This window comes from Ectobacillus polymachus, assembly GCF_048159605.1.
Lineage (GTDB): Bacteria > Bacillota > Bacilli > Bacillales > Bacillaceae_G > Ectobacillus > Ectobacillus polymachus.
Genome location: NZ_JBLREB010000001.1, coordinates 733,354 through 757,241 on the forward strand (window position 1 = coordinate 733,354; position 23,888 = coordinate 757,241).

Genomic DNA, 23,888 nt, shown 5'->3' on the forward strand with positions numbered 1-23,888 from the left:
ATTGCTTCCTTTTTAACGCTTAGTTGTCTAGTTTCTTTACAATTTTCAAACCGAACATCATGGTGAAGAAAAGCACTCCAAACACGTAATACAGAACATAACTTACAGGTATCATCATATTTTGGTTGATTATGTATAGGACAAATAGTATCGCAGAACCGATCAAATGAGAAAGCCCAAAGACTTGGGCCATAAACTTCAAATTCTTTTTTTCAAGTCTTTCATCCATCTTTTGTAATGTGTACTGTTCAGGCTTTTTCTTCTGATTCTTAAATAATACATTCCATACTACTTCCTTTAATAATACGAAAACGATAAAGGTTCCACAAAATAGAAGGGCATTATGAAGACCTTCCTTATAATTAGCGCCATCAAAAAAAGAGAACGCAGATCCTAATACAAGAATGGTAATATAAGATATAATATCTATCTTCTTCATTATTTTCCCCCCTGGTTTTATATAAAATCCTCTCTTTCTATTTTTTCATATTATTGAAACGTGTTTCCATCTATTTCTAGATACAAACATATCCTTTATTCCCTTTTTTGTACAGTATCATATTTTCCTTCTGCATAAAACCTTTATCATCCTTTATCATTTACGTGTAGTACTCATATACAAGAAGAACTGTATTTTACACAAAACATCCCATCAAGGCTTGTCTAATGGGATGTTTTTGTCATTCTATTCATATCTTGTATGGACTATGTCAATATTTGTGGAGCGAAAGAGGAGAAGCCTGAGTTGAATTTAGGGACTCGCATGGATATACATAAAGGTGAGAAGAAAGTGACAGCGGGGATTCCAATTAAAGGAGGGTATCATCTATGAAGCGATGGAGGTTTGTACTATTCATACCTTTGCTCCTACTCATTCCTGAGCATGCATTCGCCATTAATGATGATCCAACTACAATCGTTAAAAATGTAGCAAATGGTATGATTAACTTTTTTATGATCATTGCGCCTTCCATTGGAACAGCTGCAATTATGGCATTAGGTATCATGTATATCTTAACAAATTCATCAGGAAAAAAGAGTGAGTATAAAAGTAATATGAAGGATATATTTATCGTCGTTGCAATTGTTATGTGTGCGGGTATATTAATGAAATGGTTTCTTGGACTGCTAGGTTGAACGATGGACCAAAAACAAGAATATACAATTCCGGAAAATGTAAATGGCGATTTTGAGATTTTGCAACATGTTACTTTAAAGGATTCCCTCTGTTTTGTACCTGCTCTATTGCTCATCATTCCTGTCGTTCTTATGCCAATTTCATTGTATGTAAAAATATCATTTGTGACGATTACACTTATTATATCGTGCGTGTTCGTGTATGTAAGACCGGTCCGGGAAAATATACCGTTTTGGCGCCATGCAGTTGAACTGATCCATTATCACTATAGACAACGTTTGTATTACTACCGAAAGGAGGAGTTCTATGAAAAGCAGGAAGAAGAAGCGAGAGCGGAAGAAACTTGGCAATCAACAAATGAGCATGCAAAACTTCATACCGGTTCGGACTCTTGATGCGGGCGTTCTTGTGACAGATGATTTTCGACTCGTTCAATTGTTACGTATTTCGTCCTTTAACCTAGACTTAATGAGTCATCGTGAATTAAATGAGACGATAGAAAAATACGAAATGTTTTTGCGAAGTATTTCTTTTCCCATTCAAACGACAATTATGTCACAGCCAGTAGATTTAGGAGGCTACGTGAGAGAGTTAAAGAAAAAGCTGGATTGTACTTCATCAGTAAAGCAAAAATTACTTCATGGGTATATTGCTTATGCAAAAGGAATTGAAACGAGTACAACTATGATTCAGCGCCAGCGTTTTCTTATTCTACAGGAGCGAATCATAGGTACAACAAAGCAAGCCTATGAAGAAAGTATGATTTTATTAGATCAGAAGAAAAAACAAGTGAAAAACGGATTAGAAGAAATTGGATTACAAGTGCAAGAAGCAAATGATGTGGAAGCAGCTCGTTATCTTCATACTCTGTTTGATTATAATAGTTCTTTGCATCGTCCAATGGAAGATATACAGATGTATCCCTATACGATGGGAGCGAGACTTCATGAAGTATATAAAGAGTAAGAAACGGTTAACGGAACTTGAACAATATGTAGGTAATTCTAATGCTTTAAAGAATAAAATTGCTCCAGGTTTTATGGAAGAAAATCGCGATTATCTAAGGCTAGGAGAAAATGTTGCTCGTACTCTCCTCGTAGTGGATTATCCAAATACCGTAAGAGGTAATTGGCTAACAAAGCTCTATCGTTTTTCTGGCAATATGAACGTAAGTACACATTTAGTGCCAATTGCAAGCGATAAGATGGTACGTCACTTGAATCATTCTATTGAAGAATACGAGGCGAGGTTAAATCAGCCATTATCTCCTTTGCGACGAAAGGAGACCGAACGAAAGAAGAAAAGCGCTGATCATATGCTTGATGTATTGCTTGGTCATAATCATAAAACGATATTGCTCATTCATATGTATATTCATCTACAAGCCTCAAGCCTGGATGAATTAAATCGATTAACAGATAGGCTTCAATCAATCATTTGGCAAACAGGACTGTCCCTTGTTCCAGCACGTGATAATATGGCAGAAGCCTTTCAAAGCATCCTTCCTATTTGCAAGATCACACTTCCTCACTATACGTATCAAAATATGCACACATCAGCAGCTTCTTCGATGATTCCATTTGATGAAAGTGAATTGTTTATGAAAAGCGGTATCATTATGGGGCAAAATCTACATACAGATAATCTTGTTCTCGTCGATATGAATGATAAAAAGCGATTTCCATCGCGGAATATGCTTATTCTTGGAACAACAGGAATGGGAAAAAGTTTTTTTATGCAAAAGCATTTACTCAGGCAATGGGTACTTGAGAGTAGTGATACGCGTTTTTTTATTCTAGATCCGGAGCGGGAGTTCGCTCGGCTCGTTGCAAAAATTGGAGGTCAAGTGATTCGTATTAGTAATAATACAGACCATGTGATCAATCCATTTCATATTTTGCATGATGTCACCGACGATGACATCAGGGGGAGCGTTCTGTTTTTAAAGATGCAGCGCCTCAAGATTTTCTTTCGGCTTATCTATCCGGCTATGACCGTCTTAGAAAGTGCACTGCTGGAGAGAGCCTTATTTGCAGTCTATAAACAGCACGGCATCACGGAGGAAACGGTATTTGCTAACCGAAAGGCAGAGGCATTTCCGACATTACTTGATTTATATCACCATATCAGTCAGGAAGGATTTGAAAATCTCCAAGAATTTCGTGAAATATTGCGGATGTATACAGAAGGAACAAATGCGAAGCTTTTTAATGGGACGACGAATGTGAACTTGCACAATACCATCATTTGTTTTGATATTAAAGACTTACAGCAGGACGGAGATAGTCAACCGGTTGCGATGTTTAATATCCTTTCTTTTCTATGGGAGGAGATTACACGTGACACGGTCACACCGAAAAAACTATATGTGGATGAAGCCCATCTATTAATGAGAAGTGCGAAAAGTGCTCTATTTTTACTAGATGTATACAAACGAATTCGAAAATATGGAGGAGATGCCATCGTTGCTACGCAGCAGCCCTTTGATTTTTTAGGTGCAGCGGGAGGAGGACATAATGTCGGAAAAGCAATTATCAATAACAGTATTAGTATGCTTATTCTTGGCTTACAGGATAATGATATTCGCGATTTAAAAGAGTACGATGTGCTTCGTCTATCCGAGGAGGAAGAAGAAATCATAGGTAGACGTAAACAAGGTGAGGGCATATATGTTGCAGGCCATTCTCGTGTTTATATGAGAGTAGATGTAACGCCGGAAGAGCTTCAGCTTATTGACCCTAAGCAGTACATACAGCTCTATGAGGGATCAAACTAATATGCCTGTTAAAGTAGTATTTCGATTTTGGAAAGAAATTGTAGTTGTTTTTTTCTTTTTTTTCCTTGTCTTTTTTCTATTGCTTTTTCCTAGCACCGTGCCACCTAGTAAAAAGGGGAATATTTCCGAAGAAGTGTGGATGTGGGAACCGGTCGTTCGAGAGCTAGCTATGAAAGAGCAAATTGGAGATCAGCTCCCACTTCTACTAGCCATTATGATGCAGGAAAGCGGAGGAAGGGCTGCGGACGTTATGCAAAGTAGTGAATCAGCTGGTTTAGCCGTAGGGGCTATTACTAACCCTGTTGCTAGTATTGCTCAAGGTATTAAGCACTGGAAGCAAATGCTTACTTTAGCCAGGGGACTTGGAATTACCGATACGGAAACGATTGTACAAAGTTATAATTATGGTCCAGGATGGTTGTATTTTGTAAAGGAGCAAGGAGGGATCGGTACAGAAGAACTCCGTAAGAAGTTTTCTATGAACCATGCAAAGAGTGAGAACTGCGGATGGAGGAGTCCATTCTGCTATGGTGATTATACGTATTCTATAAAGGTGATGAGATATTATACAAGTACCAAGCAAAATGAGAATCGTTCTTCTCAAGTTGAGACGATTTTAGCGGAGGCTCGTAAATTTGAAGGATGGCCATACGTATGGGGCGGGGATTCTCCTGATACAAGCTTTGATTGTAGCGGCCTTATGACTTGGATTTATGCGAAGGTCGGTATTCAGTTACCTAGAACAGCAGAGGAACAATATTATTATTCTAGTCGGGTCAGTGAAACAGAGCTAAAGCCAGGTGATTTAGTTTTTTTTACAGGGACGAGTAACCATGCTTTTATTAGTCATGTAGGCGTGTATGTGGGAAATGGAAAAATGTATAACAGTAACTCGTCAGGGGTTGGATATAGCGATCTTTCTAATCCATTATGGAAAAGTAAAATTTATGGTTATGGACGTGTTCTTCAAGGAGGAACGAAATGAAATTCATGAAATGGGTAATCTTATTATTTATTCTTGTCTTTCTATTTCTTTGGGTAATCTATTTTTATTTGGAGCACCAGCATGTTGTACAAAAATCTATTCAACCACCGAAAAAGGTAGAGGAAGAAAACAAAGTACTAGCTACAAAAAGTAAAGATTCGTGGGAAGAGACAGTTGTTTCATTTTGCACTGCGCTTTACAGCGGTGGTGATGTTTCTCCGTATACGACAGAACAAGTAAAGACAACGGTTGTCCCACCCGGTGACAATTTGAATAAAACCAGCATTAAGGTGCAAATAAAAATAGAAAACATACAAGTATACGCGGGAGCAGTTACTAATGATAGTGCGGAAAGTATTGCAGCCATAACACGATCTATTACGGTAAATTCTTCTACAACCACTCATGTTGAATATGTCCTTCTTCATTTACGTAAGCAAAATGTTTGGAAAATCCAAGATATTAAGTTTCTAGCAGATGTGCCCTAAGGAGGAAGATGATGTTTAAAAGCCCGATAGAATATGTAAATGAACTTATTCATAGTCTGATGAGTGACATTGCAAATGCAGCTTTCGGCTGGCTTTCTATCTATTTATTTTCCCCGACAGATTTAACGCGTTATCCATATGTATCTGAAGCCTACCATATCGTACTTTTCATTTCGGTAACAATGGGTGGTGTGTTTTTCATATTTAATCTATTCAAAATTATTATTGATAAAGTCGGAGGATATAGCCAGCGCGGCTATCAGGAGGTAATTGTGAAAACATTTCTAGGAGGAACATTAGCTATGTTAGCTCCTTTTTTATTAAAGGATGTATTACTGCCAATTAACAATGCAATTGTCGAAATTTTTCTCAATAAAGGAATTCGCGTGGAAACATTTTCGAAATTTGTAAGTCTTCCCGGCGCAGGAGCAACATCCTTGTTACTCGCAGGATTATGTATGGCAATTATCTTTCTATTGTTAGCTATTCAGTATGTGATTCGAACAGTAGAATTGCTTATTTTATTTATTATGAGCCCACTTGCAGCTTGGTCGATTGTAAATGAGGAAATGAATATATGGAGTATTTGGTGGCGAGAAACGATTGCGACTGTATTTACGCAAAGCTTACAAATTATGATTATATGGATTTCGTTTAATAGTATAGGGGACGCTGCTAATTTACAAGATTTTGTGATTGGATTTGGTTATATGGTGTTTTGCTTAACGGGTCCAAGCTTTTTAAGAAGATTTTTGTATAGCACGGGGGCAGGTAGGAAAGCCGTAGACGCTGTTGGCAGTACAGGGAAAGCCGTGATGATAAGATATGTCACAATGAAGCTCGTTAAGTAAGTATGCTGCATATAACAATTTAATGATAAAATAGAATGAAATGGAATTTTGTACAAGGAGGAATCAGGTTGCTTCATGTAGATATACATAGTGCAGGATATACAGAACAAAACGAAATCATTCGCAACATTACTTTCTCAATCAAAGCGGGTGAGATGGTTGCGTTAATCGGTGCCAATGGTGCAGGAAAAAGCACGACTATTAAAGCGCTGCTTGGACTTCTTCCACATGTGGATGGAACAATTACCTTTCAGGGGGCAGGTTATGCCTATGTTCCTGAGCAGCCTATCTATTATGATTATCTAACTCTTTGGGAGCATATAGAGCTTTTGGCTGCTACAAGTTCGATCGATAATGGCTGGCAAGGACGTGCAGAAGAACTACTGCACATTTTTCGTATGGAAGAGAAAAAACATCACTATTTAACGCAATTCTCCAAAGGAATGAAACAAAAAGCAATGCTCATTCTTGCGTTTTTAGCAAAACCGGGCTTTTATATTGTAGACGAGCCTTTTCTAGGGCTAGATCCGACAGCTATCCATGATTTTTTGAAATTGTTAAAGCAGGAGCAAGACCGCGGAGCAGGTATTTTACTATGCACACATGTACTTGATACGGCCGAACGGATTTGCGAGAGATTTTTATTAGTTTCAGAGGGAAATTTACTAGCCGATGGCAGCCTTTCGGATATTCAAACGATGAGTGGACTTCCGCATGGAACATTACTTGAATGCTTTGATCGTATTGTGAGACGTGATTGTTATGCATAATCAACTCTTTCTAAAACGACTGAAGCATGAAGTATTCGAGAAATGGAAATCTATTCGCTCGGTTGTAGATTGGACGATTGCATTATATGCAGTTGTACCAACCTTATTTTTTGCCGGTATGTATTATCATTCTCTTTGGACATCCCTTCCAACATGGATGATGCACATTCCACTAGTTGTTTTCATACTATTGTTATTTATTATTCTATCACTTGGTACGGTTCGTTCTTTTTTAGAGGATGCGGATAGCTTATTTCTCATGCAAAACAAATTCTTTGTATCTAGGATTGTACAGAATGGCATCATCTATTCTACTGTTGTTTTAGCATGTGAAAGCATACTCGCTATAGTTGTTCTATTGCCGCTTCTTCGAGTTGGATATGCATTCTCAGTTAGTAAGATTCTTCTATTAGGTTTCCTTCTTTTTAGTATTACGTTGTTACAACAATTTTTGCGTCGTTTCATTTCTGTCCGTATACAGAACAACTGGGAGTTAACTATTGTAAGGTCGACTGGTACTATTCTTATGATTATTCTCCTTTTGTTTGAAATATATATATTCCTTGTTTTTTCCTATCTTAGTGGTTTCTTTCTTATTCTTCATTTGATAGCAATTTCCTTTTTTATAAAGGATCGGTTACAATTTCATCGGTTTTTTCTGAGTGAAATTGAAGAAGAAAGAAAAGCAGCTATGAGTATTCTCTCATTCATAATTAGAAGTGGTGGTCATGTTCAGCAATCCAGTACTAGCATAAAACCAAGGCTGTTTCCGAAATCAAAGAGATTATGGAAAAAGGAAGATCGTATTCATTATGTGACAGAGGCGTTTATCAAACAGTATATTCGAAATCCACTTCATATACGATTTTATTTAATGGTTACGATGTATAGTTCGGTTATTATATTCATTGCTCCATGGTGGCTTACTCTTCTCATGTTGTTATTTGTCATATTTGCCCTATATAAACAGATGGATGAGAAGTGGACTGTGTTTGCAAATCATATATGGGTACGTTTACATGTAGAGCAAGGAGAAGTTTTGTTTAGTCGTGCAAAAGCTATTACATTTATGTGTATTCCTGCAGTTATTTGGTACGGTATTATTTCGCTAAGCATTGTGAATGTAGCGATTGCTGCTATTATTTTTCTCTTACTCATTGCCATTGGTATTCGGTATATTTTATTTCCATAATCCCCTTTCCCTCTATTCATACGATATTATTAAAACTTTATGAAATTTCATCTTTTTTCACCCATTCGCAGTGGAAAAGTTGTATTCTTGTTTTTAATAATAATTAAAAAAATATGAAAAAGCCTTCTCATTTAAGGAGGATTTTTCATAAAATTAAGCAATACATGGAATGAAGAGGTCGAAAGGGGTTGACCTACATGTTGAAAATGCTAAAAAAAGCTCTTGTTGTCATCATTACGGTGTGCACATTTGGTATTGTCACACCACCAGCTTCTTTATTAAATCCTACTAGGACGGATAAATCAAAAGCTAATGTAGAGCAAGTTCCGCAGGTAATAGTAGAGGAAAAGAAAGATGATATATCAGCTGAATCTTTCATTACTTACGCTGTGGGAGAAGCTGAGAGACAAACAAAAGAAAAATTCGGATCAAAAATTAGCCCTGTTATTGGTACAAAATTTGATGATACGATTTTACCAAAAGTAACAGATATGATTACATCGTTTGCTAACCAGCAATCATTACAAACATTTTCAAATTTAGCTGTATCTCAATATCCTAAGGGCGGAGAAAATGAAAAAATTTTACATATATATGATATATGTACGAACGAAGATTTATTGCGTTTTCATGTAAGAAGGGATCATCCACCTAAAGATGGATATTATTTTGACTTTCATTATCATACAGCCCAAGACAATTTCGTAGCACATCACGAATTAGGGACGATTTACTGGGGTAAAAACCAGCCTCCACAATGGTTGTCCTAAAAGGCAAGTTTAATGCTTGTCTTTTTTTTGCCTAAACACAAGGGAATTTTAGGAAAAATGGAAATGAGCGAATCTTTGGTTTCTAGGGGAGCCTGAATTTCAATTCTTTTCATTTGTTTGTTTCTGTTGTAAAGTAAAACAAGCAAGTGTTTGGGAGGAGATTTATATATGAAACAATATTTACAACTGATGCAGGATATTTTAGACAATGGCATCCAGAAGGGAGATCGTACGGGTACAGGAACGATTTCTACATTTGCTCGTCAAATGAGATTTGATTTGTCTGAAGGATTTCCGGTTGTTACGACAAAAAAGCTTCATTTACGCTCTATCATTTATGAACTCCTTTGGTTTTTAAAAGGAGATTCAAATATATCTTATCTTAAAGAAAATGGCGTTTCTATTTGGGATGAATGGGCAGATGAAGAAGGCAATCTTGGCCCTGTTTACGGGAAGCAGTGGCGAGCATGGGAAACGCCAGATGGGAAAGTGATTGATCAAATTTCGGAAGTGATTCAACAAATAAAGAACAATCCAAATTCCAGACGATTGCTTGTAAATGCATGGAATGTGGGAGAAATTAGTAAGATGGCACTTCCACCTTGTCATTATTCGTTCCAGTTTTATGTTGCAGATGGAAAACTTTCTTGTATGCTAAATCAGCGTTCGGCAGACTTTTTCTTAGGTGTTCCTTTTAATATTGCTAGCTATGCATTGTTAACCCATATGATTGCTCAGCAATGTGATTTAGAGGTTGGAGAGTTTATTTGGTCAGGTGGAGATGTTCATCTGTACGCGAATCATTTGGAACAAGCTAAGCTACAACTGACGCGTAAACCTTATCCATTGCCAAAGCTAGTAATAAAGAGAAAGCCAGCGTCGATTTTTGATTATCAATACGAAGATTTTGAATTGGTGGGTTATGAATCGCATCCTCTTATTAAAGCACCAGTATCTGTATGAATAAAAGCACCAAAGCATCGCTTTGGTGCTTTTTTGTGAATAGAAAATGAAAAAAGCACGCTAGTTTTGTTGTTTACGTTCCAATACATAAAAGGTATGTGGGTATTTGTTTTTTTCATCCACAATACCCTCTTCCTTAGATAATATCTTCCATTCCTCCTTGTTATAGGGCGGAAAATAGGTATCTCCTTCAAATGTCTGATGGATTAACGTTATGTACATTTTGCTAATGTATGGGAAAAAAAGCTTATATATTTCAGCTCCTCCAAATATAAATATTTCTCTTGGGTCATGTTGAAACGCAGAAACGACTTCATCAACGGAATGCATAACTACACATCCAGGTATGGATACATTACTATTCCTTGTTAATACAACATTTAATCGGTTTGGAAGTGGCTTTCCAATCGATTCAAAGTTCTTTCTGCCTAGTACGATAACATTCGAAGTCGTTAGTGCTTTGACTTTTTTTAAGTCACTTGATAAGTGCCAAGGTAAGGTATTGTTCTTACCTATTAATTGATTTTCATCCATAGCTACAATAAGTGAGAACATTGCTAGAAACTCCTTTTAGAAAAATAGTCATACTTTGTTTACAAGTATACATGAATAGGATAGTAAAACGATAGAGGTAGGAGGAAAAATAAAACTCCCACATCTGAGAAGGGATTGTAGGAGTTCTAAGAATAATTTCGTATTACATTGATGAATGAATGTAATTACCATAAATTTAGCTTCTATCTTTATAGGGGGGTTAATATCTTAACTTGAATAGTACGAACACCCCATTCATTCATCTGTTCTTTATTATCCATAAATATATCAATACGATCTCCATGAATTGCACTACCTGTATCTATTGCTTTTGCATAGCCATATCCTTCAACCCATACTGTGCTCCCAAGCGGGATTACATCTGGATCTACTGCAATTACCTTTGCATTTGGATTATCAGTTAGACTATAGCCTGTTTTCGTTAATACTTTTCCTTGGTATGTCCCACCATTTTCAGCAGGATCAGCTGAATAAGCAGTGGCCGTAACATGAATAGTACGAACAGAAGCGGATTCATCACTAGAAGAAAAGGAGACTCCAGCTTGTTCTAATTTTTGCTGTGAATCTTGTAGTTGCTGCGTGATTTGCTTTATTTCAGAATCCTTATCCTGATCAGTATGCTTCAGTTGATCTGCTTGCTGAGTAAGGACCTGTATTCTTCGTTCTAAATCATCATTTTTTTGTTGTAATTCGCTTTGCATTTCTTGGTGCTGTTGCTTTGCCTCATCATACTGGCTTTGAACGGTTACAGTCGCTCCTCCAAATCCTAATGCCAAGATTAGCGTAGGGATCATTCGCATCGACATAAATCGTTTTATTATTCGCAAGAGCATCACCTTTCATAGGAATATTTACCATCCTTGTGCATAAAAGGATATGAGATGTAATGGATTATAGCAAGCAAAGTAATTGAATTGTTAAGGGAATGTTACCGGGGTAATAATTATGTAATATATTTGATTCCCTTGACATGAAAGGAATAGGATTATTGTCGAAATTAGGAGGGTAATCAAAGAATGAAGCGTATTTTTTTACAAATTAATATCATAAAAATTAAAAATAAATATGAAGTGTAATAGTTGACATTCGTATTATATTTTTATAAACTTACTAAAGTAATGTAAGTAAATAAATTTTTACTTATATTTCTTAAATTAAAGATTTTATTTTACATTAAGTAGGGAGAGAAAAACATGGCAAACGTTCTATTTATTACTGGAAACCCAAATCCATCAACAGCATCTTACGGTATGGCTGTTGGCGAAGAATTTATCAAAGCATACAAAGAAGCAAATCCATCTGATGAAGTAATAACAGTTGATTTGTTTAAAACGAATGTACCATTCATAGATGGTGAAGTATTAGAAGCATGGGGTAAACTAGGTTCAGGTGTTTCTTTTACAGAACTTAGCACAAGTCAACAAGAAAAAATTAGTGCAATGAATACAAATCTTGAACAATTTAAGAATGCAGATCGTTATGTATTTGTAACACCTATGTGGAATTTAAGCTATCCTCCAGTTGTTAAAGCATACATTGATAATCTTTGCATAGCTGGACAAACATTTAAATATACTGCAAATGGTCCTGTTGGTCTTCTTGAAGGGAAAAAAGCTCTTCATATTCAAGGTGCTGGCGGCGTATATTCTGAAGGTCCTGCAACAGGTTTTGATCATGGACATAATCACTTACAAGCAATTATAGGTTTTATGGGTGTTACAGATTTTGAATATTTACCAGTAGAAGGTATGAATGCAACACCTGATCAAGCACCAGAAATTAAAGAAAAAGCAATCGAAGCTGCAAAAGAACTAGCAAAACGCTGGTAATCATATAACGTAAATCCCAGTCGTATATCTAGCTATCAAGCTGGGGATAAGAGCAAAATGGTTACGATACATTGTAAATGAGGATGAAAACAAAGTAAGTAAGCTATGCTTTGTTTCATCCTCGTTTTTGTTTTTTCTTCTTTTTACATAAAGAGTCTTGTATAATGGACACGAATGTATGTTATTTGGGGGTCTATTATGTTTCGTACTATATTTGCTGTAATTAGAATTATTATTCTTGTATTTGGGACAGTTCCGGGTTTAATTCGGTATAAGAGGTTACCAGCCACGCTTTCTCCAGAAGAAAAGGATAGAATTGTCCATCATGTACCAGATTGGTTTGGAAAGGGAATGATTGGTGTATCCGGTTCAACAGTAGATGTGATAGGACTTGAACGTATTCCAAAGCAGGGAGCTGTGCTCTTCGTCAGCAATCATCAGAGTAATTTCGATATTCCTTTATTAATGGGGTATTTACAGAAGCCGTTTGGATTTATATCGAAGGTTGAACTCCAAAAGTTACCGATTGTGAAAGACTGGATGATTATGATGAATAGTGTATTTATGGATCGAAGCAATCGGCGTCAATCCTTGCAAGCAATTAAAGATGGCATAGAGAAATTGAAGGAAGGTCATTCACTTGTTATTTTTCCTGAAGGTACACGTAGCAAAGGAAAAGAAATGGGAGAATTCAAGACCGGAAGTTTTCATTTGGCAACAAAATCAGGAGTAACAATTGTACCGTTAACCATTAATGGAACGTACAACATTTTAGAAGGAAACAATAATCGGATAAAACCGGCTCATATTACACTAACCATTCATGAACCAATCTATGAAGAGCAATACAAGGATATGGATTTAAAAGAATTGGCACATTATACGCATGATAAAATAGCTAAAATAATTAAATAATTGGGTTTTCAAACAAGCTAGCCTATGCTCGTAGGCTAGCTTGTTTATTCTGTATTTTTGAAACAAAAAGGAAATATAAGGAATTTTATTTCTTGACGTTTGTCTTCTTTTTTGACACAATAAAAAGAAGTAGGGGAAGTTGTAACGTCAAACTTTCAAGGGGGTTTTGACATGTTTTCAAACATTGGCTTTCCTGGGTTAATATTAATTTTAACTGTTGCACTCATAGTGTTTGGACCGAAGAAACTTCCGGAAATAGGGAGAGCATTTGGGGAAACGTTGAAGGAATTTAAAAAATCGACTAGTGATTTTCGAGAGGAACGGAAAGAAGACAAAAAACAATGATTTTTCTTTTCATTCGAAACTAAATAGGAACTATAGGATGTGAGCAGTGGTAACCTGTCGCATCTTTTTTTATTTTAGCTATATGTTGTAATATGACAAATATCATATTGAAAGCGATATAAATACTAGTATAATAACAAAGAGGGTGTTTGAGAAAGGAAAGAACTACACTATGACAAACATTAAAATTGTGACAGATTCTACTATAGATATGTCACAAGAAGAATTAAACAAGTACGGTATTCATGTTATTCCTCTATCTATTTCGATTGATGGTGTAACATATATGGATCAAGTTGAAATATCTCCTGAAGAATATTTAGAAAAAATGCAAGTCGCGAAGGAACTGCCGAAAACATCACAACCAGCTGTCGGTTCGTTCGTTGAAATGTATGATAAGCTTGGAGAAGATGGAAGTGAAGTTCTGTCCATTCATATGACAGGAGGTATGAGTGGTACAGTAAACACAGCAAGAACAGCTGCTACGATGACAAGTACAAACGTTACCGTAGTGGACTCGATGTTTATCTCACATGCTCTTGCATTTCAGGTGCTCGAAGCAGCAAAAATGGCTAGAGATAATCGCTCGATGGAAGAAATATTACAACGTTTAGAAGAAGTTAGAAAAAATTCGTATTTATACGTTGTAGTCGACACACTTGAAAATCTTGTAAAGGGTGGTCGGATTGGTCGAGGTAAAGCATTAATTGGTTCGCTATTAAATATTAAGCCCATTGCAAGTTTAGAAGATGGCGTATATACTCCAATTGCTAAAGTTCGAAGCCATGGTCAAGTCATAAAAACGTTAGCGAAACTATTTGATCAAGATACGAAAGGAAAAACAATTAAAAGCGTCAGCATACCTCATGCAAACGCAATTCCTTTTGCTACAGAGATGAAGGAAGTAATTAAGAAAATTAGTGGATTTACCGAAATACAAATCTGCCATACAGGACCTAGTATTAGTACACATACAGGGAGCGGAGCAATTGGCTTTATGTATTTTGCTGAATAAATGAATAGAAGGAAATTAGGAAAGGAAAAGGAGATATCCTTTTCCTTCCGCTTTTTTAGTAAACAAGCTATGGTTGTAAATTTATAAAGTAACAAATAATAAGAGTGAGTAATGCAATAGCACTCATAATGAATCGACGCTTCAAATAAGATGGTAATGTACGAAACATCTAACGTCCTCCTAAATCCTTCTTACTATATATAATGTTCAAAAGGACGTCTTTGTTATACGGTTAGGGCATTGTTTTCGGTAATTTTTTTATTAAACATAAATTGAAGATGAGCAAGATGCAAAGTACCACCTAGAAGCAATACATGTAGTAGCTCCGGATCGAGCTCGCGCGTTTTCCAATTATTACGAAGACGTTCAAGAGCTTCATAAGGTGTTTCCGTTGTAAGTGGATAGGATCCATAATGCATAGGAATGAAATGTTTTGCCTTACAATCTATATAAGCTTGCACAGACTCCTCTGGCGACATGTGAACAGCTCTCATAAACCACTCTGGTTCATACGCACCAATTGGCAGTAGCGCATAATGAATAGAAAAACGTTCGCCAATTTCTTTAAATCCTCGAAAATACCCGCTGTCTCCAGAAAAATAAATAGATTCCTTCGATGATTCATCTAGAATAACCCATCCGCCCCAGTGAGAACGGTTTAAGTCAAATAAAGTTCTTCGTGTCCAATGCTGAGCAGGTACGAAATGAAAGGATATATTTTGGATTGTTGTATTCTCCCACCACTCCAATTCCTCAACCTGGGTAAATCCTTTTCGGTGAAATAATTTTTTAAGACCAATTGGTACCAGATATTGAATAGTAGAAGGTAATTTTCGTAATGTTGAGAAATCTAAGTGATCATAGTGACCATGTGAAATAAGTACAATATCTATAGGCGGAAGATCTTCTAAGCGAATTCCTGGTTCCGTAAGACGACGGTATATTTTTAAATCCTTCGTCCAAATAGGATCAGTTAAAATATTTATTCCATTTACTTGAATAAGAAATGTACAATGACCAATCCAAGTTATAGAAGGAGCCGTTTTATTTCTATGCAAAAATTCTATTTGTTTAATAGGTGATTGATCCATTATATATGGAAGATTATTATTTTTCTTTCTGTTTTCTTTTTTCATCTGAAAATATTGTGAAAGGGTTTTAGCAGTTATAACTCCATCCATATTTTCATATCGTTTTCTCCCCATAAACATCACCTCTAACGTTTTAGTCATAATTATTGTATACAGTTAATGTTAGTCAAAGACGCTTAAATCATTGACTACATATTAAATAAGTGTAAAATTACATTAATTATTCTTTACATAGAAAATTGAGGTGCCAGGGATGAATAAACAAAAAACAATGGTACTAGTTGCAAAGAAGATGAAGCTTGTACGTATTGAAAATGGATATACGCAAGAAAAAATGGCAGACATTCTTGGTATTTCAAAAAAAACGTTAGTACAAATAGAAAAGGAGAGAGTGATTCCATCATGGACAACGGTTGTAGCCGTATGTGCATTGTTTGCGGACAGTGAAATATTAGTTGCTTCATTTGGGGGTAACCCGTTAGAAATAGTAACGGTTTTAGCAAGGGAGTCTGTATCCTATCAAAAGAAAAAAACATTAGGCGGAAAAATATGGTGGAAGGAATTGGGACAGCAAGGTTCTTTTCGATTACAACAAAACATAATTAGTCAGCATTACCGTATAGTAGATAGTGAAGATTATCGATGGTTTAGTACGTTTCAAAAAGAGTCAGCGTTAGCTAAATTTGAAGAATTAGTAAAGTCACAGTAATTTTAAAAGTTTCACTAAATTGTCAAAGTTATATTTTTTAGTAACCGAAAGTGTTTTCATTTCATTTCTCACTTTGCTACAATAATAATGTAGTTACTAGAAAAGGAGTTCTTGTATGAAACGATATCGAAGTTTACTTGTGGTGATTTGCTTGCTTGTTATCGTTGCATCAGGGTGTAGTGCAAGTTCAAAAGTACGAAATCCATTAAATTGGAAGGTAGAGCCCTTCCAGTATATGAATCAAAATGGTCAATCATTTGGAATAGACAACTTAAAGGGAAAAGTGACAGTTGCTGATTTCTTCTTTACGAGCTGTCAAACAGTATGTCCGCCAATGACAGCGAATTTAGTTCGGTTACAGAACATGGCGAAGGAAGAAAAGCTAGATGTTCAATTTGTTTCATTTAGTGTGGATCCGGAAGTAGATACTCCTGATGCCATCCGTACCTTTGTTTCAACATATACGAATGATACGTCAAACTGGAATCTTCTAACAGGGTATAAGCAAGCAGATATTCAAAATTTAGCTCAAACATCTTTTCGAACAGTTGTGGATAAACCTTCAGGCAGCACGCAAGTAACACATGGGACTAATTTTTATTTAATTGATCGTACTGGTACCATTGTTAAAAAGTATAGTGGATATAGCAATGTCCCATACGAGAATATTATTCACGACATCAAGCTTTTATCAAAATAAAGTTCACCGAAGACTTGGGAACTAGTGCTTAAGGGATACATACTGTATTATTTCAACTTCATGTAATGTACTATTTTTCTTTCGGTCTACTAGAGCTAGAAAAGAAAAACGTTCTTTTTCATATTATTTGCCATATTGGCTTTTTATATGAAAAAGGGCGTTTTTTATTTTATCCCGCTTTAACGGGCAGTAAGACCCCCACTTCAAGGCTTAGAGAAATCGGAGAAGGCTAAGTGGGGGACAACTGCCCGTAAAAGTCCGATTGGTTCAACTAACCCTCGGTGGGGGATGAGAGAAAACCCCCACCGAGGGAAGTTTCACTTTATCGGGATGATTTCTTTAAGTATGAAACTACAATATCCTCTACACATTTTTGAGTATTTACAAGAAATAGTGTCGAATTATGAAGGAATCCTTCCGTGATGTAGCGAATAAAAATACGACATAATAAATGAGCAATCGTCCCTCTATGGTAAAAAATGATAGATTGATATATTACTTGAATTTTTTTCTTAATTACCAAAGCATATTTGTATAGGAATGATTGGCCATTAACAAAAAAGGGCAGGAGTTGGCTGCCTTTCCTATAGGAGATTGGTAACCCGTTTAAGGAGGGGAACAAATGGTTAACAAATCAGTTTATCCTAATGAAATGGAACAGGATGTCACCCTTGATCAAGTAAAAGAACAGTTAATTGAGTTTGGTAAAAAGCACGGCGTATTAACTTATGAGCAGATTGCAGAGCGAATGACTGGATTTAACATAGAATCTGATCAGCTGGCTGCTTTTTATGAACTTTTAGTGGAACAGGAAATTGAATTAGTAGGTGATTCTGAAGAAGATCCTACTAATAGCAATCAACATGCAAAAGAAGAATTTGATTTAAATGATTTAAGTATTCCACCAGGTGTTAAAGTAAACGATTCAGTTCGTATGTATTTAAATGAAATTGGCCGGGTTGATTTACTTTCTTCCGAGCAAGAAATTAAATTAGCTCATCAAATTGAACAAGGGAATGAAGAAGCAAAATGTTATTTAGCAGAAGCAAATCTGCGACTTGTTGTGAGTATAGCAAGGCGCTATGTAGGACGCGGCATGTTGTTCCTAGATTTAATTCAAGAAGGAAACATGGGCCTTATGAAAGCAGTAGAAAAATTTGATTACCGTAAAGGCTATAAATTTAGTACGTATGCGACTTGGTGGATCCGTCAAGCTATTACTCGTGCAATAGCAGACCAAGCACGTACAATTCGTATTCCGGTTCATATGGTAGAAACGATAAATAAGCTGATTCGAATTAAGCGACAATTGCTTCAAGACTTAGGACGAGAGCCTACTCCGGAAGAAATTAGTGAAGAAATGGATCTTGCACCAGAGAAGGTCAGGGAAATTATAAAGATTGCCCAAGAGCCTGTTTCACTAGAAACACCAATAGGCGAAGAAGACGATTCACATCTTGGTAACTTTATTGAAGATCATGAAGCGATATCGCCTGCCGACCATGCAGCCTATGAACTGTTAAGAGAACAGCTTGAGGATGTGTTAGATTCATTAACAGATCGGGAAGAAAATGTGCTTCGTTTACGCTTTGGGTTAGATGATGGCCGTACTCGTACATTAGAAGAGGTTGGTAAGGTATTTTGTGTTACAAGAGAACGTATTCGACAAATTGAAGCAAAGGCTCTTAGAAAGTTAAGACATCCTAGTCGTAGTAAACGTCTGAAAGATTTTTTAGATGAATGAGTGTTTGTATTCGTATAGGATTCTCTATTTCAAGTTTGAAAAGGCGTCCTAAAAAATTTTAGGACACCTTTTTTGGGGGAAAAACAGTTAATACAAGATTAGACATGTTCAAAGCTTGTGATCGTAATCTATTCGATTGATAGTGTATTCCTCTGTTTTGGAATCTTTGGTGCGCGAATTGTTAAAATGCCATTTTCATATGTTGCTTTTGATAATTTCTTATTAATGGAGTAAGGTAGTCGAAGGATACGGGATGATTCAGAAGTAGACCGTTCTCGTCGGTAATAGCTATTTACCTCTTGATCTTCTATAGTAGTCAATTCATCTTTGATAGAGATACGGATATATTCTTCTTCCATTTCAATTTTAATCTGGTTTTTTTGTATGCCAGGAATTTCAGCCTCAATAATCAGTTCGTTCCCTACTTCATATAAATCAACCGGAAATGTAACGAGACGATTGCCTTTTTGAAAGAAATGATTCATATCTTCGATGAGTCCTCGCAGTGGTGTTTGCTCAAAAAATTCGTCAATTTGCTTTAGGTACCCTTTCATTTGCAAACGGGAATCGTTACTTTTTTTATCTTCGCTCATTATTCTAACCTCCCATGAATTTACGGATGTCATATTCTATGATGAAATTGCCTACATGTGTTATATATATAGAAATTATCTTTTTTTACTTTTTCTCGCACGTTTTTCATTCTTGTGCTAGTATATATAAGGTCAATATAATAGTATAGAAAAAATGGATTCTATAGAAAGAAGGTAACAATATGTGTGGCTTTGTAGGGTGCTTATACGAAAAGCCTAGAGAACTTTCAGCTGAAGAAAAACAGCAGTTCGAGACGATGAATGCAGTTATTTTTCATCGCGGGCCTGATGATGAAGGATACTTTAGAGATGAGCATGTACAATTTGGATTTCGTCGTTTAAGTATTATTGATATTGCGGCGGGACATCAGCCGTTAACATATGAAAATGAACGTTACGTCATCATTTTTAATGGTGAAGTATATAATTATGTGGAATTACGGGAAATGTTGATTGAAAAAGGAGCTACGTTTGCTACTCAAACCGATACAGAAGTAATCGTGGCACTTTATGCTTACATGAAAGAAAAATGTGTGGATTATTTGCGAGGTATGTTTGCATTTATGATATGGGACCGTGAAGAGAAAAGACTTTTCGGCGCTCGCGACCATTTTGGTATTAAACCAATGTTTGTTGCTCAAGATGAAGATGCGATATACTTCTCTTCTGAAAAGAAAAGTATATTACCTGTTTTGCAAAACAAAGGTGTAAATCCAACTTCCCTTCAACATTATTTTACTTATCAATACGTGCCAGAACCTGATTCACTAACGGAAGATATTCGTAAGGTGGAACCTGGTCATTATTTTATTAAAGAACCAGGAAAACCAATATCATTTCATACATATTGGAAGCCATATTTTAAAGCTTCTAATCAGCCAAAGGCAGAGTATATTCAAAAAATTCGTGACGTATTGTATGATTCGGTGAAGGTACATATGCGAAGTGATGTTCCTGTTGGTTCATTTCTTTCTGGTGGAATCGATTCATCAATAGTCGTGTCAATCGCTAAAGAATTTAATCCAAACTTGCTTACATTTTCTGTTGGTTTTGAACGAGAAGGCTTTAGTGAAGTAGATGTAGCGAAAGAAACAGCAGACAAGCTAAATGTGAAAAATTACAGTGTTACTGTTTCACCTGAAGAATATATGAAAGAATTTCCTCGAATTATGTGGCATATGGACGATCCATTAGCAGATCCAGCAGCTGTTCCATTGTATTTTGTTGCGAAAGAAGCGCGTAAGCATGTTACAGTTGTTCTTTCTGGAGAAGGATCAGATGAACTGTTTGGCGGTTATAATATTTATCATGAGCCGACATCTTTAAAAATGTTTCAATATATACCGACTCCTGGTAAGCGGGTATTAAAAGCACTAAGCGGAGCATTGCATGAAGGATTTAAAGGAAAGAGCTTTCTTGAACGTGGATGTACGCCAATTGAGGAACGCTATTATGGTAACGCCAAAATCTTTACAGAAGATGAAAAAGCAAAATTAATGTTGAACTATAATAATCATATCAACTATATGGATATTACGAAGCCATTATATGAAGAAATTCGATCCTATGATGATGTAAGCAAAATGCAATATATTGATATGTTCACGTGGTTACGCGGTGATATTCTTGTGAAGGCTGATAAGATGACAATGGCTCATTCATTGGAACTTCGGGTGCCATTTTTAGACAAAGAAGTATTTAATGTTGCGTCTACCATTCCAACTGAGCTTAAAATTGCAGATGGCACGACAAAGGCAATTTTAAGAGAGGCTGTACAAGGAATTGTTCCAGATCACGTCTTAAATCGTAAAAAACTTGGATTTCCTGTGCCAATTCGTCATTGGTTGAAAAATGAAATGCACGATTGGGCAGTGTCTATCATTAAAGAAAGCGGAACCGATTACTGCATTGATAAACAATATGTACTAAATTTATTAGATGCACATTGTGCAGGAAAAGGCGACTATAGCCGTAAAATTTGGACTGTGTTATCATTCATGGTTTGGCACCAAATTTACATGGAAGATAAATATGATACGAATGTGTTTCAAGAGATAACAAAGCAGGCGTATTCCAACGTTCGATAAAAGGACAAGATACTAAGTAAAACATTATTGTTGTTAAAGGAAGAGGAATGTAAAAAAGGGAAAGGACTCTTTTTTCATACCTCTTCCTTTTTGTATAATAGAGCGTATAGATTGATTTATAAATAATGAGGAAATTTGCAAATTGGAGGAATATATGTTTACGCTAGAGCCAATAACAAAATCAACCCTATATATTATCAAAGAAATTGTGAATAGTAATATGTATTACAATGAATGTGAAAATGGAAGACCGATGAGAACGGATGATGAATTATCGGAAGAATTTAACTATGTCAATCCAGAGCGAAAGACCTACTTTATAAAAGCGGATGATACCTATATCGGGTTAGTCGATTATTTAGAAAATAATGAGAAGGACGGATATCCTTGGCTAGGATTACTTATGATTCATGGGGATTATCATCATTTTGGCTACGGAACAAATGCGTATTATTTCATTGAAGAAATGCTGATAAAGCAAGGAAAGTCTAAACTACGATTAGGTATATTTAAGAATAACAATATAGCAAAATCATTCTGGACAAAAATGGGGTATACATATTATGAAACGAAATGTTTGAATAAGGGAATTGTCGTAGATTGCTATGAAAAGGTATTGTTTTCGTAGAAGTTAGATAAGATATACTCTAGTTTGACCTTATTTGACCATAGGATTATACTAAAAATAGAAAGAGAAATCTTTCACAAATAACAAGGAGGAGACGTCATATGAAAAAATTTTTTCCTGAGTTGATGAATCGTCGCGATGGTTTCATGGATTTAGAGTCTTCTTTATGGAATATGTGGAATGGTGACTTTTTCAAGCCGCTACTTAAAGCTTCATTTGCTACTGATATTGAAGAAAAAGAAGATGCTTATGTCGTGCACGCTGAACTGCCTGGCTTTTCTAAAGAAAAATTACTAGTAGACTACCATGATGGCGTATTAACGATTCAGGCATCTCGTCAAAAAGAAGATACAAACCAAGCCGAAACATATATTCGTAATGAAAGATATAGTGGTACTTACATGCGTCGCTTTTTTGTAGATGGAATCGATAAAGAACAAATAAAGGCTTCCTATGAGGATGGTATTCTTGAGGTTATCTTACCGAAAATAAATAAAGTAAATGAACAACATAGAGTGATTGAAATTCAGTAATAGCTTAAGGTGAAAATAGAGAAGGAGGTGCCAAGACAGGATTATTTTCCGATTTAGGCACCTCTTTTTTAATAAGGTACAATATTTCTTAACTATGTTCAGTTCGTAATTGATTATTTAAGAGGAGAAAACATGATAATGATAAAATTGCTGTTTAGTTTCCTAGCTGTCCCAATCATCTACGTTATGCTTGCAACGTATCTTATCGTCTCGGCAGCTACTAAAATACCGAAGGGACAAGCAGAATATTTACTTGTTTTAGGAGCGAGGGTGTTCAAAGAAGGCATTTCGTTATCGTTAAAAGCAAGACTTGACACTGCTCTTTCCTATCTAAGAGAACACCCCGAAACAAAGGTAATTGTTTCGGGAGGCAGGGGTAAAGATGAACCTATTGAAGAGGCAATGGCTATGCAGCAATATCTTCTCGAAAACGGTGTTTTTCATGATCGTATTCTTGTAGAAGATCGTTCAACAAGCACGTATGAGAATATCTTATTCTCAATGCAAGCATTCCAATTGTCAAATGTGATAATTGTAACAAATGATTATCATATGTACCGTTCTAAATGGATTGCTAATGACCTGGGTTTACATGCATACGGATTAGCTGCTCCCACTCCTAAAAAAGCAATCATGAAATCCTACATGAGAGAATATGCTGCCATCCTCCATACGTGGCTTACACACTATTAGTATATATTTTTAAAAACGTTGGAACGTAAACGGAGATTTCGTGCGATTATAACGTTTGAAACGTATTAAATTTTTTTAGTAAGGAAAGAATGGACACGTTGTCGAATAGAATATACTATCTTGCTAGTCATGAAAATTCAAATGTAAGGAAGTGTTGGACATGGAAGAACAAGAACAGTTACAACGTATTTATTGCATAGCGCAGGATATTTTAATAATGCTTCGTAACGAATCTTTTGTAAATCGAGATCCTCACATTCGTGATTCAATCGAGTATCTTGCGAGCACAGTTGGAGCACTTTCTACCATTGCACTTAATAAAGATCCAAACTCAAACGATACATTACAATACTCCATTACGAAAATGCGTATTGCACGAAACATTGTTGAACGTGAAAAGCAAGCTAACGCCAAGAAGCAATGTGTATAATCTCCTTTAAAAAGGAATTGCAAAAGAGAGTACTCTCATTTGTAATTCCTTTTTTCTATTCTGTTAAGATTTAGCATAAGTATATAAA

General features: G+C 36.0%; 27 protein-coding genes and 1 pseudogene. 23 read left to right on the forward strand and 5 right to left on the reverse strand.

The window, feature by feature from the left end:
- Window positions 1-19: 19 nt before the first annotated feature.
- A complete protein-coding gene (locus tag ACM5BR_RS03725) occupies window positions 20-439 on the reverse strand; it encodes a hypothetical protein (RefSeq protein WP_416825994.1) in 420 nt (139 codons plus the stop codon).
- A gap of 389 nt (window positions 440-828) precedes the next feature.
- On the opposite strand from ACM5BR_RS03725, the gene ACM5BR_RS03730 reads away from it, so the two are divergent.
- The 11 genes from ACM5BR_RS03730 (at window position 829) to thyA (ending at window position 9,933) form a co-directional block, all read left to right on the forward strand.
- The gene (locus ACM5BR_RS03730) at window positions 829-1,137 is read left to right on the forward strand and encodes a TrbC/VirB2 family protein (protein WP_416825996.1); all 309 of its coding nucleotides are present in this window, start codon (window positions 829-831) and stop codon (window positions 1,135-1,137) included.
- Window positions 1,138-1,140: 3 nt separating this feature from the next.
- Window positions 1,141-1,533, forward strand: a complete 393-nt coding sequence (locus ACM5BR_RS03735) for a hypothetical protein (protein WP_416825998.1) — start codon at window positions 1,141-1,143, stop codon at window positions 1,531-1,533.
- Complete coding sequence (locus tag ACM5BR_RS03740) at window positions 1,445-2,104, forward strand: hypothetical protein (RefSeq protein ID WP_416826000.1); 660 nt, start codon at window positions 1,445-1,447, stop codon at window positions 2,102-2,104. Before ACM5BR_RS03735 ends, ACM5BR_RS03740 begins: the two co-directional genes overlap by 89 nt.
- Window positions 2,085-3,914, forward strand: a complete 1,830-nt coding sequence (locus ACM5BR_RS03745; RefSeq protein ID WP_416826002.1) for a VirB4 family type IV secretion system protein — start codon at window positions 2,085-2,087, stop codon at window positions 3,912-3,914. Before ACM5BR_RS03740 ends, ACM5BR_RS03745 begins: the two co-directional genes overlap by 20 nt.
- Before the next feature lie 133 nt (window positions 3,915-4,047).
- Window positions 4,048-4,899, forward strand: a complete 852-nt coding sequence (locus ACM5BR_RS03750; protein WP_416826004.1) for a bifunctional lytic transglycosylase/C40 family peptidase — start codon at window positions 4,048-4,050, stop codon at window positions 4,897-4,899.
- On the forward strand, window positions 4,896-5,387 hold the full coding sequence (locus ACM5BR_RS03755) for a hypothetical protein (RefSeq protein ID WP_416826006.1): 492 nt from the start codon (window positions 4,896-4,898) through the stop codon (window positions 5,385-5,387). The genes ACM5BR_RS03750 and ACM5BR_RS03755 overlap by 4 nt, the downstream gene beginning before the upstream one ends.
- Window positions 5,388-5,398: 11 nt before the next feature.
- A complete protein-coding gene (locus ACM5BR_RS03760; RefSeq protein ID WP_416826008.1) occupies window positions 5,399-6,238 on the forward strand; it encodes a conjugal transfer protein TrbL family protein in 840 nt (279 codons plus the stop codon).
- 68 nt (window positions 6,239-6,306) lie between these two features.
- Entirely contained in the window at window positions 6,307-7,008 is a 702-nt protein-coding gene (locus tag ACM5BR_RS03765) for an ABC transporter ATP-binding protein (protein WP_416826010.1), read from the forward strand.
- Window positions 7,001-8,200 (forward strand): ABC transporter permease, encoded by a 1,200-nt coding sequence (locus ACM5BR_RS03770; RefSeq protein ID WP_416826011.1) that lies wholly within the window; start codon window positions 7,001-7,003, stop codon window positions 8,198-8,200. Before ACM5BR_RS03765 ends, ACM5BR_RS03770 begins: the two co-directional genes overlap by 8 nt.
- A 197-nt stretch (window positions 8,201-8,397) precedes the next feature.
- Entirely contained in the window at window positions 8,398-8,970 is a 573-nt protein-coding gene (locus ACM5BR_RS03775; RefSeq protein ID WP_416826013.1) for a YpjP family protein, read from the forward strand.
- A gap of 168 nt (window positions 8,971-9,138) precedes the next feature.
- The gene (gene thyA, locus ACM5BR_RS03780) at window positions 9,139-9,933 is read left to right on the forward strand and encodes a thymidylate synthase (RefSeq protein WP_416826015.1); all 795 of its coding nucleotides are present in this window, start codon (window positions 9,139-9,141) and stop codon (window positions 9,931-9,933) included.
- A gap of 60 nt (window positions 9,934-9,993) precedes the next feature.
- Here the strand turns inward: thyA and ACM5BR_RS03785 are convergent, their stop codons facing one another.
- Both ACM5BR_RS03785 and ACM5BR_RS03790 read right to left on the reverse strand, forming a co-directional pair.
- Complete coding sequence (locus tag ACM5BR_RS03785; protein WP_416826017.1) at window positions 9,994-10,488, reverse strand: dihydrofolate reductase; 495 nt, start codon at window positions 10,486-10,488, stop codon at window positions 9,994-9,996.
- Window positions 10,489-10,676: 188 nt separating this feature from the next.
- Window positions 10,677-10,979: pseudogene (locus tag ACM5BR_RS03790) on the reverse strand (3D domain-containing protein); the annotation flags it as partial.
- A gap of 702 nt (window positions 10,980-11,681) precedes the next feature.
- On the opposite strand from ACM5BR_RS03790, the gene ACM5BR_RS03795 reads away from it, so the two are divergent.
- The 4 genes from ACM5BR_RS03795 to ACM5BR_RS03810 all read left to right on the forward strand — a co-directional run bounded on the left by ACM5BR_RS03795 (window position 11,682) and on the right by ACM5BR_RS03810 (window position 14,592).
- Window positions 11,682-12,317, forward strand: coding sequence for an FMN-dependent NADH-azoreductase (locus ACM5BR_RS03795; protein WP_416826019.1), 636 nt, complete (start codon window positions 11,682-11,684; stop codon window positions 12,315-12,317).
- A gap of 198 nt (window positions 12,318-12,515) precedes the next feature.
- Complete coding sequence (locus ACM5BR_RS03800; RefSeq protein WP_416826021.1) at window positions 12,516-13,232, forward strand: lysophospholipid acyltransferase family protein; 717 nt, start codon at window positions 12,516-12,518, stop codon at window positions 13,230-13,232.
- A gap of 171 nt (window positions 13,233-13,403) precedes the next feature.
- On the forward strand, window positions 13,404-13,577 hold the full coding sequence (locus ACM5BR_RS03805) for a twin-arginine translocase TatA/TatE family subunit (RefSeq protein WP_416826023.1): 174 nt from the start codon (window positions 13,404-13,406) through the stop codon (window positions 13,575-13,577).
- 172 nt (window positions 13,578-13,749) lie between these two features.
- The gene (locus ACM5BR_RS03810; RefSeq protein WP_416826025.1) at window positions 13,750-14,592 is read left to right on the forward strand and encodes a DegV family protein; all 843 of its coding nucleotides are present in this window, start codon (window positions 13,750-13,752) and stop codon (window positions 14,590-14,592) included.
- Window positions 14,593-14,816: 224 nt separating this feature from the next.
- Here ACM5BR_RS03810 and ACM5BR_RS03815 read toward each other — a convergent pair whose 3' ends face one another.
- The gene (locus ACM5BR_RS03815) at window positions 14,817-15,797 is read right to left on the reverse strand and encodes an MBL fold metallo-hydrolase (RefSeq protein WP_416826027.1); all 981 of its coding nucleotides are present in this window, start codon (window positions 15,795-15,797) and stop codon (window positions 14,817-14,819) included.
- Between the two features lie 139 nt (window positions 15,798-15,936).
- Between ACM5BR_RS03815 and ACM5BR_RS03820 the strand changes: the two genes are divergently transcribed.
- From ACM5BR_RS03820 to rpoD, 3 genes are all read left to right on the forward strand, one after another.
- Entirely contained in the window at window positions 15,937-16,392 is a 456-nt protein-coding gene (locus tag ACM5BR_RS03820) for a helix-turn-helix transcriptional regulator (RefSeq protein ID WP_416826029.1), read from the forward strand.
- Between the two features lie 115 nt (window positions 16,393-16,507).
- On the forward strand, window positions 16,508-17,092 hold the full coding sequence (locus tag ACM5BR_RS03825; protein WP_416826030.1) for an SCO family protein: 585 nt from the start codon (window positions 16,508-16,510) through the stop codon (window positions 17,090-17,092).
- A gap of 652 nt (window positions 17,093-17,744) precedes the next feature.
- On the forward strand, window positions 17,745-18,836 hold the full coding sequence (gene rpoD, locus ACM5BR_RS03830) for an RNA polymerase sigma factor RpoD (RefSeq protein ID WP_416827826.1): 1,092 nt from the start codon (window positions 17,745-17,747) through the stop codon (window positions 18,834-18,836).
- Window positions 18,837-18,964: 128 nt separating this feature from the next.
- Here the strand turns inward: rpoD and ACM5BR_RS03835 are convergent, their stop codons facing one another.
- The gene (locus ACM5BR_RS03835; protein WP_416826032.1) at window positions 18,965-19,429 is read right to left on the reverse strand and encodes an Hsp20/alpha crystallin family protein; all 465 of its coding nucleotides are present in this window, start codon (window positions 19,427-19,429) and stop codon (window positions 18,965-18,967) included.
- Window positions 19,430-19,611: 182 nt separating this feature from the next.
- On the opposite strand from ACM5BR_RS03835, the gene asnB reads away from it, so the two are divergent.
- The 5 genes from asnB to ACM5BR_RS03860 all read left to right on the forward strand — a co-directional run bounded on the left by asnB (window position 19,612) and on the right by ACM5BR_RS03860 (window position 23,800).
- Window positions 19,612-21,516, forward strand: a complete 1,905-nt coding sequence (gene asnB, locus ACM5BR_RS03840) for an asparagine synthase (glutamine-hydrolyzing) (RefSeq protein WP_416826034.1) — start codon at window positions 19,612-19,614, stop codon at window positions 21,514-21,516.
- Between the two features lie 154 nt (window positions 21,517-21,670).
- Window positions 21,671-22,144 carry a GNAT family N-acetyltransferase gene (locus tag ACM5BR_RS03845; RefSeq protein WP_416826036.1) on the forward strand — a complete coding sequence of 158 codons (474 nt, stop codon included), beginning with the start codon at window positions 21,671-21,673 and terminating at the stop codon, window positions 22,142-22,144.
- Between the two features lie 101 nt (window positions 22,145-22,245).
- Window positions 22,246-22,677: an Hsp20/alpha crystallin family protein gene (locus tag ACM5BR_RS03850; RefSeq protein WP_416826038.1), complete on the forward strand. Its 432-nt coding sequence runs from the start codon at window positions 22,246-22,248 to the stop codon at window positions 22,675-22,677.
- 132 nt (window positions 22,678-22,809) lie between these two features.
- Window positions 22,810-23,370 carry a YdcF family protein gene (locus tag ACM5BR_RS03855; protein WP_416826040.1) on the forward strand — a complete coding sequence of 187 codons (561 nt, stop codon included), beginning with the start codon at window positions 22,810-22,812 and terminating at the stop codon, window positions 23,368-23,370.
- Window positions 23,371-23,530: 160 nt separating this feature from the next.
- Window positions 23,531-23,800 (forward strand): LemA domain protein, encoded by a 270-nt coding sequence (locus ACM5BR_RS03860; protein WP_416826042.1) that lies wholly within the window; start codon window positions 23,531-23,533, stop codon window positions 23,798-23,800.
- The last annotated feature ends 88 nt before the right edge of the window (window positions 23,801-23,888 follow it).